This window comes from Citricoccus zhacaiensis, from assembly GCF_014645315.1.
GTDB classification, from domain to species: domain Bacteria; phylum Actinomycetota; class Actinomycetes; order Actinomycetales; family Micrococcaceae; genus Citricoccus; species Citricoccus zhacaiensis.
Genome location: NZ_BMLQ01000005.1, coordinates 48,167 through 61,376 on the forward strand (window position 1 = coordinate 48,167; position 13,210 = coordinate 61,376).

12 protein-coding genes are annotated in these 13,210 nt (G+C 71.0%); 10 read left to right on the forward strand and 2 right to left on the reverse strand.

The genetic code is table 11. The features are described 5' to 3' along the window. The first annotated feature begins 32 nt into the window (after nt 1-32). The 5 genes from IEX49_RS09350 (at nt 33) to IEX49_RS09370 (ending at nt 2,545) form a co-directional block, all read left to right on the forward strand. Entirely contained in the window at nt 33-416 is a 384-nt protein-coding gene (locus IEX49_RS09350) for a type II secretion system F family protein (protein WP_188805914.1), read from the forward strand. Next, the gene (locus IEX49_RS09355; RefSeq protein WP_188805915.1) at nt 413-901 is read left to right on the forward strand and encodes a type II secretion system F family protein; all 489 of its coding nucleotides are present in this window, start codon (nt 413-415) and stop codon (nt 899-901) included. Before IEX49_RS09350 ends, IEX49_RS09355 begins: the two co-directional genes overlap by 4 nt. 235 nt (nt 902-1,136) lie before the next feature. Beyond that, nucleotides 1,137-1,436 (forward strand): DUF4244 domain-containing protein, encoded by a 300-nt coding sequence (locus IEX49_RS16820; protein ID WP_229672497.1) that lies wholly within the window; start codon nt 1,137-1,139, stop codon nt 1,434-1,436. Between the two features lie 294 nt (nt 1,437-1,730). After that, nucleotides 1,731-2,138 (forward strand): TadE family type IV pilus minor pilin, encoded by a 408-nt coding sequence (locus IEX49_RS09365; RefSeq protein WP_308421932.1) that lies wholly within the window; start codon nt 1,731-1,733, stop codon nt 2,136-2,138. Then, entirely contained in the window at nt 2,135-2,545 is a 411-nt protein-coding gene (locus tag IEX49_RS09370; protein ID WP_188805918.1) for an Rv3654c family TadE-like protein, read from the forward strand. Before IEX49_RS09365 ends, IEX49_RS09370 begins: the two co-directional genes overlap by 4 nt. Here IEX49_RS09370 and sftH read toward each other — a convergent pair. Next, entirely contained in the window at nt 2,470-4,947 is a 2,478-nt protein-coding gene (sftH, locus tag IEX49_RS09375) for a DEAD/DEAH box helicase (protein ID WP_373286710.1), read from the reverse strand. The genes IEX49_RS09370 and sftH overlap by 76 nt on opposite strands. Before the next feature lie 72 nt (nt 4,948-5,019). Beyond that, a complete protein-coding gene (locus IEX49_RS09380) occupies nt 5,020-5,733 on the reverse strand; it encodes a GNAT family N-acetyltransferase (protein WP_188805919.1) in 714 nt (237 codons plus the stop codon). 153 nt (nt 5,734-5,886) lie between these two features. Here IEX49_RS09380 and trhO point away from each other — a divergent pair, with 153 nt between their 5' ends. The 5 genes from trhO to topA all read left to right on the forward strand — a co-directional run bounded on the left by trhO (nt 5,887) and on the right by topA (nt 13,203). Continuing rightward, nucleotides 5,887-6,774, forward strand: a complete 888-nt coding sequence (trhO, locus tag IEX49_RS09385) for an oxygen-dependent tRNA uridine(34) hydroxylase TrhO (protein ID WP_188805920.1) — start codon at nt 5,887-5,889, stop codon at nt 6,772-6,774. Beyond that, nucleotides 6,771-7,436: a hypothetical protein gene (locus tag IEX49_RS09390; protein WP_188805921.1), complete on the forward strand. Its 666-nt coding sequence runs from the start codon at nt 6,771-6,773 to the stop codon at nt 7,434-7,436. The genes trhO and IEX49_RS09390 overlap by 4 nt, the downstream gene beginning before the upstream one ends. Before the next feature lie 67 nt (nt 7,437-7,503). Then, entirely contained in the window at nt 7,504-9,429 is a 1,926-nt protein-coding gene (locus IEX49_RS09395; RefSeq protein WP_229672498.1) for a DUF7059 domain-containing protein, read from the forward strand. Nucleotides 9,430-9,474: 45 nt separating this feature from the next. After that, nucleotides 9,475-10,194, forward strand: coding sequence for an ArsR/SmtB family transcription factor (locus IEX49_RS09400; RefSeq protein WP_188805922.1), 720 nt, complete (start codon nt 9,475-9,477; stop codon nt 10,192-10,194). Nucleotides 10,195-10,353: 159 nt separating this feature from the next. Continuing rightward, nucleotides 10,354-13,203, forward strand: coding sequence for a type I DNA topoisomerase (gene topA, locus IEX49_RS09405; RefSeq protein WP_188805923.1), 2,850 nt, complete (start codon nt 10,354-10,356; stop codon nt 13,201-13,203). The last annotated feature ends 7 nt before the right edge of the window (nt 13,204-13,210 follow it).

A 13,210-nucleotide genomic window follows, 5' to 3' on the forward strand; every position in this document is an offset into this window, starting at 1 on the left:
ACCACGTCCTGGTCGTAGCTGACCTGGAGATCATGCTCGGCGGCGAGCCGTTCGCCGCCGTGGAGGCGCCGGGGCAGGGCCGTCATTGGCGGCAGCTGGATGGCTGCCTGGCGGTCTCCCACCACGCCGGGATTCCGCTGGCCGGACTGCTCGAGCGTCTGGCCGATGCACTGGAGGAAGGTCAGGATGCCCAGCAGGCGCGGGACGCGGCAGCCGCCGGTCCGCGCTCCACGGCACAACTGCTGGGCTTCCTGCCTCTCGCCGGGATCGCGATGACGGCCCTGGTCGGGGGGCCGCCCACGGAGTTGCTGGCCGGCCCCCTCGGCTGGCTCGTGATCGGCACCGGAGTCGGACTGGCTGTGATCGGCCAGCTCTGGACCCGCGCGCTGATCCGCCGGTCGGAGGAGATCACATGAGCACGAGCACGAGCACGAGCACGAGCACGCCCGTCCGGCCCGGCACCTCGGCACCACCGGACGCGCTGGATGCCGCCCTAGCCATGGATCTGGTGGCGGGACTGCTGGAAACAGGGCAGAGTCTCGTCTCCGGTCTGGATCTACTGGGCACCCATGTCCCCGGGGCGGCGCCGGTCCGGCGGGTGGCCGCCCTGCTGCGGGCCGGTGTCGACTGGGATGACGCCTGGACGGCCCATGAGCCCGAAGCCAGTGACCCCGACCTGCAGGAACTGGCCGGCGAACTCCGCTTTGCCCACCTCACCGGAGCGCCCACGGCGGCCCTGCTGCGGTCCACGGCCTCGACGCTCCGCCGTCACCGGAAACGCCGGGCCGAGCAACGAGCCGCAGAACTGGGCACCCGATTGGTCCTGCCTCTGGGGCTCTGCCAGTTGCCCTCATTCCTCTGCCTGGGTGTGGTCCCGCTCGTCCTGGCCTTGCTGCCCTGACATCCGACCTGGCATCCGACCTGATGTCCGCCCTGACACCCGCCCTGGTGCCTGCATGCGCGAGTTCACTCGGGGGAGGCGGGGTCACCGCCGGGAGTCCGGCGCAGTCCTCCACACCGTCCCAAAGTGCTCCAGCCATCCAGATCGGCCGGCCTCCGCGCCCCACGGGGGAGAACACCGACGCAGGCTGGAAACAGGCGACCACACCGGCCGCCATCACACCAGAGGAGACACCATGACCGCCACACTGCAGCACGAACACCACACCCTGCGAACTGCCAGCGAAGTCCACCGGCCCGCAGGCACCGCCAGCACTGCCGACACCGCGGAGAGCGCCGCCACCGCCCTCACCGTGCAGGGCCGTCGCGCCTCGGCCCTGGATTGGGGCGATGAGACCGGTGCGCAGACAGCCGAGTACGGCATCGTCACGCTCGCCGCCGTCGGGTTTGCCGGAGTCCTGGCCGTCGTCCTCGCCGGGACCGACGTGCAGGGACTGCTGCTGGACATCGTCAAGAACGCCCTCAGCTTCGGCTGAGATCCCTCCACCGGCCACCGGCCACCGGCCTCCGGGTCCCGCCGATACCCTTCCCGGCGGGGCCCGGGACCCGCGGCAGGCCCCGGCCGATCAGGCATGGCCGGACCTTGCCGAATCCTCCCACCCACCCGCACTGCTCCCGTCCCAACCGAGCGACACCGAAGACTCGAGGAAGCCATGGACCGCCGTCCTCCGACCGTACGTTCTCCACTGACCGGGTCCACGGGGCCCGGCCGTTCCGCCGATCCGGGCCCTCCTGGCACTCCTGGCACTTCCGCCGATCCCGGCGGCCCCCTGGGACCCGAGCGCCCTTGCGGACCCGCTGGTGCTGCCCGTGGTGCCGGGGCAGACCGAGGATCGGTCACCGCGGAATACGCGGTCATGCTGCCGGCCGCGGCCCTGGTGCTGGTGGGCGCCCTGCTTGCTGGTGCGGCGACCCTGCAGCAGGTCCGGCTGGAGGAAGCCGCAGCGGCCTCGGTCCGGGAGCTGGCCCGGGGAGAGAGCGAGGCCGACGTCCGCTCCACCGCCCGGCGCATGGCCGGCACGGCCACGGAACTCAGCAGCGACCGGAACACTGGCTGGGTCGCCGTGACCGTGGCCCACGCCCCTCCAGGGCCCCTGGCGTGGTGGGACGGGTGGGAACTGGAGGCCACGGCCCACGCGCCGGACCAGTGGGCCGTGCCTCCCACGGGAGCACCATGAACCGGACGACGGAACGCCGGTCACGCGAACAGACTGAACAGCGCGAACGGGATGAACAGGGTGAACAGGGCGCCGGCAGCGTCACCGTGCTGGCCACCGTGTTCCTGACCCTGGCGCTGCTGGGGGCCACCGCGGCGTTGGGCACCGCGGCCACGGCGGCGGCACGGGCCTCCGGAGCCGCGGACCTCGCCGCGCTCGCCGCCGCCGATGCCGCCCGTGGACTGGTGCTGGCCGATCCGTGCGTCGTGGCTGCCCAGACGGCTGATCGCCACGGAGCCACGGTCATCGAGTGCGTTGCTGCCTCAGACGGCACCGTGCAGGTGCGCACCCGCTATGAGTCGGCGCTGCCGTGGCCTTCCGAAGGGGTGGCCCGGGCCGGACCGCCGGCATCAACGGTGCCGCGGTGAGCGGCGCCCCGCAGCGACCGTGCCGCCGCGATCCGGACGCCCTGCAACACGAACGTCAGCAGGGTGGCGGCCCCGTGCTTGTCCAACGGGTTGTTGCGGTTGCCACACTTCGGAGACTGCACACAGGACGGGCAGCCCGAGGAGCAACTGCAGGAGAGCACCGTGTCCAGGGTGGCCTGCAGCCAGGTCGCGGCCTCCGCGAAGCCCCGTTCGGCGAAGCCGGCGCCGCCCGGGTGACCGTCGTAGACGAACACGGAGGGCTGACCGGTGTCCGGGTGCAGGGCCATGGACACCCCGCCGATGTCCCAGCGGTCGTTCGAGGCCACGATGGGCAGGAGGCCGATCATCGCGTGTTCGGCGGCGTGCAGGGACCCGGGCAGCCGGTCCATCGTCAGGCCGGCGGCCACGAGCACCTCCGGGGGGCAGTGGAACCAGACGGCCGTGGTGAAGAGATCCCGGGCGGGCAGCTCCAGGGGTTCCTCGCCGAGGACCTCCCCGGAGACCAGGGCTTTGCGCTGGTAGGACACCACCTGGGTGGTGACCTTCACCGGACCCGTGCACCATTGCAGGTCTCCCGCGTCCACGCGGTGGACGGTGTCCAGGATCTCGATCTCGGTGATGTCCCGGGCCTGCGTGAAGAAGTCCGGCCACGCCCGCGTGACCAGGACGGCGTGGGCGTCCTCGTCGAGGTCCTCCACGAGATACGTCCGGTCCTGGTGGACGTACACGGCACCGGGGTGGGCCTGGTAGTGGGTCTGCGGGGAGCCCATGGAGCCCAGCAGGGCGCCGGTCTCGGTGTCGATGATGTCCACCGGTCCGCCGCCGTCGTCCCGCAGGGACACCAATCCGGCGGCATGCTCCGGATGCGTCCAGAACCAGCCGGCCGGACGGCGCCTCAGGTAGCCCTCCTCGACGAGCTGTTCCACCAGTCCGCGGACTTCGTCCGGGTCCCCGAAGTCACCGAGCCCGTCCGGGACCAGGGGGAACTCGGCGGCCGCGGCGCACAGGTGTGGGGCGAGGATGTGCGGGTTGGTCGGGTCCGTGACCGAGTCCTCCACGGCCAGTTCGAAGACGGCCTCCGGGTGGTGGACCACGTAGGTGTCCAGGGGATCGTCCCCGGCCACGTAGAGCGCCACCGATTCCTGCCCCGATCGTCCGGCGCGTCCCACCTGCTGGAAGAACGACGCGCGGGTGCCCGGCCAGCCGGCCACCAGCACGGCGTCGAGTCCGGCGATGTCGATGCCCAGCTCCAGCGCCGGCGTGGAGGCGACCCCCAGCAACCGGCCGGTACGCAGAGCCGTCTCCACCTCGCGGCGCTCCTCGGGCAGGTATCCCGCTCGGTAGGCCGCCACTCGGGGCGGCAAGGACGGGTCCACCTCGGCGAGCTCACGTTTGGCGGCGGAGGCCATCGCCTCGGCTCCGCGGCGGGAGCGGATGAAGGCAATGGTCCGGGTGCCGGTGACGGCCAGGTCGGCCATCATCCCGGCGCCCTCGGCCGTGGCCGAACGGCGCACGGGAGCCCCGTTCTCGCCGCGCCGGTCCGTGAGCTCCGGTTCCCAGAAGCCGACCGTGACGGCCCCGTGGGGGGAGGCGTCCTCGGTCACGGCCACCGCGTCCGCGCCGATCAGGCGCGAGAAGGACCCGGCGGGGTCCGCACTGGTGGCCGAGGCCCCGATGAAGACCGGGCCTGGTGTGGCCGGGGCCTCGACCCCGTCTCGCCGCCCGGACCGATAGTGCGCGCAGACGCGGGCCAGCCGGCGCAGCAGCACGGCCACGTGGGAGCCGAAGACCCCCCGGTACACGTGAGCCTCGTCCACCACCACGAAGCGCAGCCGCCGGAAGAAGCGGGACCAGCGTTCGTGGTGCGGCAGGATGCCGACGTGCAGCATGTCCGGGTTCGTCAGCAGCACGTTCGCATGCTCTCGGGCCCACTTGCGGTCGGCGATGTCCGTGTCCCCGTCATAGGGGGCCGGCCGCAGCCAGGTGGCGCCGTCCCGGGCCAGGGCGCGCCAGGCGTTGAGCTGGTCGGCCGCGAGCGCCTTCGTGGGGGACAGATAGAGCACGGTCCCGGCGGGGTCGTCGTACAGGGCGGTCCCGGCGGCGAGCTGGTAGCCGAGGGACTTGCCCGACGCCGTCCCCGTCGCCAACACCACGTTGGTCCCGGCGGCAGCAAGGCCGGCCGCCTCGGCCTGGTGCTTCCATGGCTCCAAAGCCCCGGAGCCCCCGAGCGCGTGGATGAGGCCGTCCGGAGTACCCTCCGGCCAGGGCACCGTGATGGCCTGCCGTTCGGGCAGGTGCCGGACGTGGAGCAGCTGCGGCGGGATGGAGCGGCGGCCGAGCGTGCGGCTCAGGGCCTCGGCGTCGCGGGGGTCATCTGTGCGTGGGCCACCGGCCGGCTGCACGAACCCGTCTCCAGTCCCGTCTTCAGGCCCGTCTCCGGTGCCGTTCCGGGGGTGTTCCCCGCGGGGGTCCACTCAGCCGGCGTCCGAGTGGGACGGGTTCTCGGTGTCGTGCTCCAGGGCGCCGTAGACGGTGACGTCGGCGAGCTCGGTCCAACCGAGGTGGCCGTAGAGGGCCTGTCCGTCGGCACTGGCCACGAGCAGGCCCTCCTCGACGTCGTGCTCCAGGGCCAGCGAGGCGAGGTAGCGCATCACCAGCGAACCGAGGCCTTGCCGGCGGAATTCGGGGGAGGTCCAGATGCGGTCGAACACGGCATAGCCGTCCACGGCGGCCACCCGGCCGCGGGCTGCCACAGCGCCCTCGCCCTGGGGATGCTCCTCCGTGCTGGTGATCGTGACGAGGAACCAGTCCGGGTCCTTGCGTTCCACGGTGGCCTCGAACTCCTCGGGCACGATGGGGGCTTCGACATCCTGGCCTCCCATGTCCACCACCATGAGCTTCTCGCCGGTGGAGAGCGCCTTGAGGGGGACACCGGCCGGCACGGTGGGCGGCGGTCCGACCACGGTCAGCAGCCGTCCGGGGTGGTTCTGGACCTCCGCGGACACCGCCTTGAGGGCGGTCTCGTCCGGGTGGGCCAGGACGTACTCCCAGTCCTGTCCGTCACCGGCCTGGACTCCACTGCGCAGGGATGCGTGGACCACGCCGTCATGTTGCACGTCGTAGTTCCGGCAGCGGGACCAGCCGGTCACCCAGGTGCTGACCAGCGCGTCATTCAAGGCAGAAGTCATGGGACGAGACTAGCCCGAGCCGGAGGCTGCCCGCACGCGTCGGATCAATATCCGGGTCAAATCGTCACTTCCCAGTATGCCGCGGTCCCCCGCAGCGGCGCCGTCTCCGGACGGCCCTCGTGGGGCGGGAGATCCCGGACTACCCTTGATGCAGTGAGCCAGTCCAAGATCGCCCTGTACTACCGCTTCGCCCCGTTGGCCGATCCAGAGGCCGTGCGCCTCTGGCAGCACGCCTTGGCCTCGCGCTGGGGGCTGACCGGGCGCATCATCGTGTCCCCGCACGGGATCAACGGCACCGTGGGTGGACCGCTGGCGGCGGTGAAACAGTACGTCAAGACCACCCGCACCTATGGCCCCTTCGCCGGTCTGGAGGTCAAGTGGTCCGACGGTTCGGCGGAGGACTTCCCGCGGTTGTCCGTCAAGGTGCGGCCCGAGCTGGTGGCCTTCGACGCCCCGGACGAGATCGTCGTGACCGAGGACGGCGTGCAAGACACCGGAGTGCACCTGACACCCGAGGACCTGCACCGGTTGGTGGAGGAGAAGGAGTCCGCCGGGACCCCCGTGGTGTTCTTCGACGGGCGCAACGCCGTGGAGGCCAAGATCGGTCGATTCGCCGGGGCCGTGGTGCCGGACACCGTCACCACCCGGGACTTCGTCTCCGAACTGGACTCGGGTGCCTATGACCACCTCAAGGACCAGCCCGTGGTCACCTACTGCACCGGCGGGGTCCGCTGTGAAGTGCTGACGGCGCTGATGCACCACCGCGGCTTCGGGGAGGTCTATCAACTGGACGGCGGAATCGTGAAGTACGGAGAGGCCTATGGTGACTCCGGCCTCTGGGAGGGGTCCCTGGCCGTCTTCGACCAGCGCATGCGGGTCCAGTTCTCCGACCAGTCCGCGACTATCGGCGAGTGCACCCTCTGTGCGGGTCCCACCTCGGAGCTGCGGAACTGCTCCGATCCGTCCTGCCAGACCCTGGACACCGTGTGCGATGCCTGCGTCCTGGCCGCCCCGGACCGCACGTGCGCGGTGTGCCGGTGAGACGCCGGGCCGCCGGGCTGGTTCTCGCGGGGCTTTTGCTGACCGGTTGCGGGTCGCCCGACCCGGCGGATACCCCTCCCCAGTCCGGGGAGCAGCTCCGGGCGATGCTCCTGACCATGGAGGAGTATGGGCTGGAGGGAGCCGACGGTCCGGGGGAGCAGATCGACCCGAGCCTGATCGCGACCGTGGTCGACGATCCCTCCCAGGCCGAGGGCGCCTGCGCTGACGCGCTGCAGGCCCTGCAGTCCGCATCCTTCGAGACCACCGCCAGCGCCGCCGAGGCCGTCAGCGTGGTCGAGGGCTACGAGGATGCGTACCTGCCTCCCATCCTGTCCACCGCGCTGTTCGCCCGCGAGGATGCGAACGGGCCGGAGCCGGGCCCGCTCTACACCGCGGTGGGCCGGGACTGCGAGGCCACGGAACTGCGCCAGGGCGAGGCCACTGTCACCGTGGCGCCCCTGCCCGGGGGCCGGGACGGGGTGGTGGCGCACAGCAGCGGTGACGAGTTGCTCGGGGACGCCAGCGTGACCATCGCCGTGGACACCGTGGGCCATCACCACGTCATGGTCAGCGGCATCCTCGTGGACCCGGAGACCGTGGTGGCGGCGTTCGACCGGCAGGTCGAGAAACTCCGGCAGGGACTCCTCGCGGCGGCACCGTGAGGCAGCGCCCTGAGGAGGGGGCGGCGGTGATGCGGAGGCGGTGCCGGCCACGCACCACAATGGAGTCATGACCGAACCGCGTCCGAAGGCCGCCAACACTGCCAGTCCCGCCAGCACTCCCAGCACCGAGCAGCCCTTCAACCACGCGATGATCGACCCGCCGCGGTGGGGCCGGGGTCCCGCCGCCGTCGACGCCGTTGCCGCCCTCGCCGCCGACTTGCGCGCCCTGCCCTACACTACCGATGCGGTCGGGGATCTGCTGGGGGCCATGGCCACCGCCGCACTGGAGCGCGAGCAGGCCGAGCCGGCCCGCCGCCGCCTCGCCCAGGTGATGCACGACGCCGGCGCCCCCGCCTCCCAGCGCGCGCTCGCCGCCGTCGTGTCCTGCTGGATGCTCGGCGACGCGGTGCCGACCACCGCGCTGGACGCCGCCCTGCCCGCGCTGACGGCCGCCGATGCCGCCGAGCTCAACCTGGGCTGGATCCGGGACGGTGCCTTCCACCCGGTGGTCGACCTCTCGCCCTACTCGACCGACGACCTCGGTGAGGTATGGGTGGCCAGCGACCAGACCGCCCTGCAGACCCGGACCACCTTGCCTTCCTGGCACGTGCTCGGCATCGGCCGGGCGTCGATGACCCTGGCGGGCAACGTGATCCGCCGCCCCGTGGCCCGCGCCCTGGACCTCGGCACCGGCTGCGGCATCCAGACCCTGCACCTGCTGGCCCACGCCGACCACGTCACCGCCACGGACCTCTCCCTCCGAGCGCTCGAGTTCACGGCCTTCAACCTGGCCCTCAACGCCGAGGCCCTCGGCCTGGACCTGACCGGAGAACTGGACCTCGATCAGACAGAAGCCCGGGGGCCGGACGGTCAATCGGAGGGCTCCCGCAGCGGATTCCCCCTCACGCTCGGCGGGCGCGTGACCCTGCTGCAGGGGGACCTGCTGGAGCCGGTGGCCGGCCACCGCTTCGACCTGGTCGTCTCCAACCCGCCCTACGTCATCACCCCGCGCTCGGGGTCGGAGCCGGACCGGTTCACCGGGGAGGTCGGGGATGGGATCAACACGTACCGGGACGGCGGCCGCCCCGGGGACCGGTTGCTGGCCGAGCTCGTCGCCACCCTGCCGGAGCACCTCGAGCCTGGCGGCATGGCGCAGATGCTCGGCAACTGGGAGATCCACGGCCTCTCGGACAGCACCACGGACAGCGTCCCAGGCGACACCACGGATCACGCCACGGACAGCGCCATGGACAGCGCACCGGACCGCGTGGCCGGGGCCGCCAGCCCCCAGCTGCCGGACTGGGAGGTGCGCCCGCGCTCCTGGGTGCCGTCCGGCGTCGACGCCTGGTTCATCCAGCGTGACCTGCTGGACCCGGCCGGCTACGCCGAGACCTGGTTGCAGGACTCCTCGGAGCAGCTCGACCCCGCGGAGTACACGGCGGGGTACCGGCGCTACCTGGAGGACTTCGGAGAACGGGGTGTGGCCGCCGTCGGGTTCGGGTACGTGTGGTTGCGCCGCCCGGCCGCACCGCGGGCCGGCCGGATCCGCACCGAGGTCCTCGAATCCGAGCTGCAGCAGCCGTTGGGGCCGGCCTGGGGCGAGACGGTGGACCGCTGGGACCTGGTCGCCGGAGCTACAGGAGATACAGGAGATACAGCAGGCACCGGAGACCTGAGCGCACTGCGGGAGCTGCACGTCACGGTCCCCGGCGATGTCACCGAGGAACGCCACCAGCGCTTCGGCTCCGACCACCCGGAGATCATCCTGGCCCGTCAGGGCGGCGGTTTCCGGCGGACGGCCCACGTGGACACCGCCACCGCCGGGTTCCTGTCCGCCGCGGACGGCGAGTTCTCGGTGGGGCAGCTGACCGGTGCGGTGGCCGGACTGCTGGACCTGGACGAGGCGGGGGAGCGGGCCCTGGTGGCCGCCGTGGCCGAGCTGCTCACGGACGGATTCCTGACCGTTACCGCACCGATACCGTCCGGAATGTGAACGAGGACACGCTAAATCTGAAAGAACTGCCTAGAATCTTGGTCCATGACTGAACTAGACACCGCTCCGACCCCCGGGAGCGGAACGGTGCCGGCCGCCCGACGGCCGGTGGTCATCTCCGATCCCCAGGCCATCCGGGCCCTGGCCCACGAGGCCCGGCTGGAGGCGCTGGAGGAGCTCTACGCCTCGCAGTCCACCCGGACCGCGACCGAACTGGCTTCCCGATGCGGACTGACCCCCTCGGCCATGAGCTACCACCTGCGAGCCCTGGAGAAATACGGCTTCGTGGAACGCTCGCCTTCGGAGGGGGACGGCCGTGAGCGGCGCTGGAAGGCGGCCGGCTACTCGCTGCTCGTCGACTCCCTGAACCACACCCCGGCCTCCAAGCAGGCGTTCATCGACGTCCAGCTGAACACCTTCCGGGACCGGATCATGAAGGAGGTGGCCCGCCGAGAGGCCGAGGACAAGCTCCTGCGCCAGGCGGCGGAGGAGGCCGTGGCCACCGCTCGGGACGCCAATGCGCCCCTGGACGGACGGGACATCGGCGTCCACGAGCCCGGCCGGCGCCGGCCCCCGGTGCTGTCCACCGGCATGGTGTTCGTCAACGCCGAGCAGCGCGCCGAGTTCCAGCGCCGCCTCGCCGAGCTGATCGACGAGTTCGAGGAGCTCAATCCCGCCTCCGAGCGCTCGGTGGACGCCGAACGCGTGTATTACCTCGTCTCTGTTCTGGCAGACTCGGTCCCGGAAACCCCCGGTCACGCCTGATCGGGAGCCCGGGGCGCGCCGACGGTCAAGGACCGGGGGCGCGGTGCCGTTACATTAGTAGGGCACCGGGCGGTCCGCCTGGAAGTCACAGGCGGCCATCCACTGAGCCAGCCGGGCCCAGTGGACCTGTTCCCCGCCCGGCGACGAAAAGGAGCCCGAGTGTCTGAGAAGACGTCCAAGAAGACCACCTCCTCCGGTGACGGAACGAAACTGGTCATCGTGGAGTCCCCCGCCAAGTCCAAGTCCATCGCCAAGTATCTCGGCGAAGGATGGGTGGTGGACGCATCGGCGGGTCATATCCGGGACCTTCCGCAGCCGTCGGACCTTCCGGCGGACATGAAGAAGGGCCCCTACGGCAGGTTCGCCGTGGACACCGCCAACGGCTTCGACCCGTACTACGTGGTCTACCCGGACAAGCGGAAGCGCGTGGCCGACCTCAAGCGGCTGCTCAAGGACGCCTCCGCCCTCTACCTCGCCACGGACGCCGACCGCGAGGGTGAGGCCATCGCGTGGCACCTGCTGCAGGAACTCAAGCCGAAGGTCCCCGTGTACCGCATGGCCTTCACCGAGATCACCAAGGAGGGCATCGCCCGCGGTCTCGAGAACGTCCGCGAGATCGATGCGGACCTGGTGGACGCCCAGGAGACCCGGCGCATCCTCGACCGGCTCTTCGGCTACGAGATCTCCCCGGTGCTGTGGCGCAAGGTCCGTCAGGGTCTGTCCGCGGGCCGCGTGCAGTCCGTCGCCACCCGCCTGGTCGTCGAACGCGAGCGCGAGCGCATGGCGTTCGTGCCGGCGTCGTACTGGGACCTGGACGGCACCTTCACCGCCAATGAGGGCAAGGACGCCGGCGAGTCCTTCACCGCGCGCCTGAACACGGTGGACGGCCAGCGCGTGGCCACCGGCCGCGACTTCGACGACCGCGGCCAGCTCAAGAAGTCCGCCGCCGGCAAGGTCGCCACCCTCACCGAGGCCACGGCCACCGCCCTGGCCGCCGGGCTGCAGGGAGCCACCTTCACCGTCGACTCGGTTGAGGACAAGCCCTACACGCGCCGTCCGGCCGCCCCGTTCACCACCTCCACGCTCCAGCAGGAGGCCTCCCGCAAGCTGCGGTTCTCCTCGCGGGTGACCATGCAGGTGGCGCAGCGGCTGTATGAGAACGGCTACATCACCTATATGCGTACCGACTCGGTGATGCTCTCGGACGAGGCCATCACCGCGGCTCGCCGGCAGGCCACCGAGCTCTACGGCCCGGACTCCATCCCGCAGGCCAAGCGGATCTACAAGGCGAAGAACGACTCGGCGCAGGAGGCCCACGAGGCCATCCGCCCCGCCGGTGACCACTTCCGCACCCCGGGCCAGGTCTCCGGATCCCTCGGCGCGGACGAGTTCCGCCTCTACGAGCTGATCTGGAAGCGCACCATCGCCTCCCAGATGGCTGACGCCAAGGGCTACACCGCCACCGTGAAGCTCTCCGGCACCGCGCTGGAGACCGCTTCCTCGGGTGAGATGGCCGGCCGGCTCGCCGGGTTCAGCGCCTCGGGCACCGTCATCACCTTCCCCGGTTTCCTCGCCGCCTACGAGGAGGGGCGCGACGCCGGCTCCGAACCGGCCGAGGGCGCCTCCGGTGGCGCCGGCAGCGACGGTAAGGACGGCAAGGACAAGCGCCTGCCCGAGGTGGCCTCGGGTGAGTCTCTCACCGGTGAGGACGTCATCGCCTCCGGCCATGAGACCTCCCCGCCGCCGCGGTACACGGAGGCCTCGATCGTGGCCGAGCTGGAGAAGCGGGAGATCGGCCGTCCCTCGACCTTCGCCCCGACGATCTCCACGATCATGGACCGCGGGTATGTCACCAAGCGCGGCAGCGCCCTGGTCCCGTCCTGGACGGCCTTCAGCGTGATCCGGTTGCTCGAGGAGCACTTCGGCAAGTACGTCGACTATGACTTCACGGCCCGCATGGAGGACGATCTGGACCGGATCGCCGCCGGCGAACTCCAGCGTGAGGCCTGGCTGCAGCACTTCTACTTCGGTGCCGAGTCCAGTGCCGAGGGCCTCAAGGCCGTGGTGGACAACCTCGGTGACATCGATGCCCGCGCCGTGAACTCCATCCCGGTGGCCGAGGGCATCACGCTGCGCGTGGGCAAGTTCGGCCCCTACCTGGAGAAGGACATCCCGGCGGGATCCCCGGAGGGCACCGATCCGGAGCGCGCCAACGTCCCCGAGGACCTGCCCCCGGACGAGCTGACCGCGGAGAAGGCCGAGGAGCTGTTCGCGACCGCCGGCCCGTCCGAGCGCGAGCTGGGGACCGACCCGGCGACCGGGCGCACCATCATGGCCAGGGACGGCCGATTCGGCCCCTACGTCACCGAGGTCATCCATGAGATGACCGAGGAGGAGCTGGCGGCCTGGATGGAGGCCCAGCCCACCGAGTACTACAAGAACGGCAAGCCCAAGCCGAAGAAGAAGCCGGCCAAGGAGAAGCCGCGCACCGGCTCCCTGTTCAAGTCGATGTCCATCGAGACCGTCACCCTCGAGGACGCCCTGAAGCTGATGAGCCTGCCGCGCGTGCTCGGCCAGGACGCCGAGGGCGTGGACATCACCGTGCAGAACGGCCGCTTCGGCCCGTACCTGAAGAAGGGAACGGACTCGCGGTCCCTCGAATCCGAGGAGCAGATCTTCACGATCACGCTGGAGGAGGCCCTGGCCATCTACGCCCAGCCCAAGCAGCGCGGGCGCGGGACAGCGAAGCCGCCGCTGGCCGAATTCGGGGAGGACCCGACGTCGGGCAAGAAGGTGGTGGTCAAGGATGGCCGCTTCGGTCCCTACGTCACGGACGGCGAGACGAACATCACCGTGCCGCGGGCCATGGACCCGGAGTCGCTGACGGCCGAGCAGGCCTATGAGCTGCTGGCGGACAAGCGTGCCAAGGGGCCGGCGAAGAAGCCGGCCCGCAAGCCGGCCGCTCGCTCGAAGTCCACGTCCGGTGCATCCAAGTCGGGCAAGAAGTAGCGGAAGA

Coding starts and splice junctions, on each gene's coding strand:
- IEX49_RS09350 (WP_188805914.1), top strand. CDS start 33: ATGCTCGGCGGCGAGCCGTTCGCCGCCGTGGAGGCGCCGGGGCAGGGC.
- IEX49_RS09355 (WP_188805915.1), top strand. CDS start 413: ATGAGCACGAGCACGAGCACGAGCACGAGCACGCCCGTCCGGCCCGGC.
- IEX49_RS16820 (WP_229672497.1), top strand. CDS start 1,137: ATGACCGCCACACTGCAGCACGAACACCACACCCTGCGAACTGCCAGC.
- IEX49_RS09370 (WP_188805918.1), top strand. CDS start 2,135: ATGAACCGGACGACGGAACGCCGGTCACGCGAACAGACTGAACAGCGC.
- IEX49_RS09380 (WP_188805919.1), bottom strand. CDS start 5,733: ATGACTTCTGCCTTGAATGACGCGCTGGTCAGCACCTGGGTGACCGGC.
- IEX49_RS09395 (WP_229672498.1), top strand. CDS start 7,504: ATGACCGAACCGCGTCCGAAGGCCGCCAACACTGCCAGTCCCGCCAGC.
- IEX49_RS09400 (WP_188805922.1), top strand. CDS start 9,475: ATGACTGAACTAGACACCGCTCCGACCCCCGGGAGCGGAACGGTGCCG.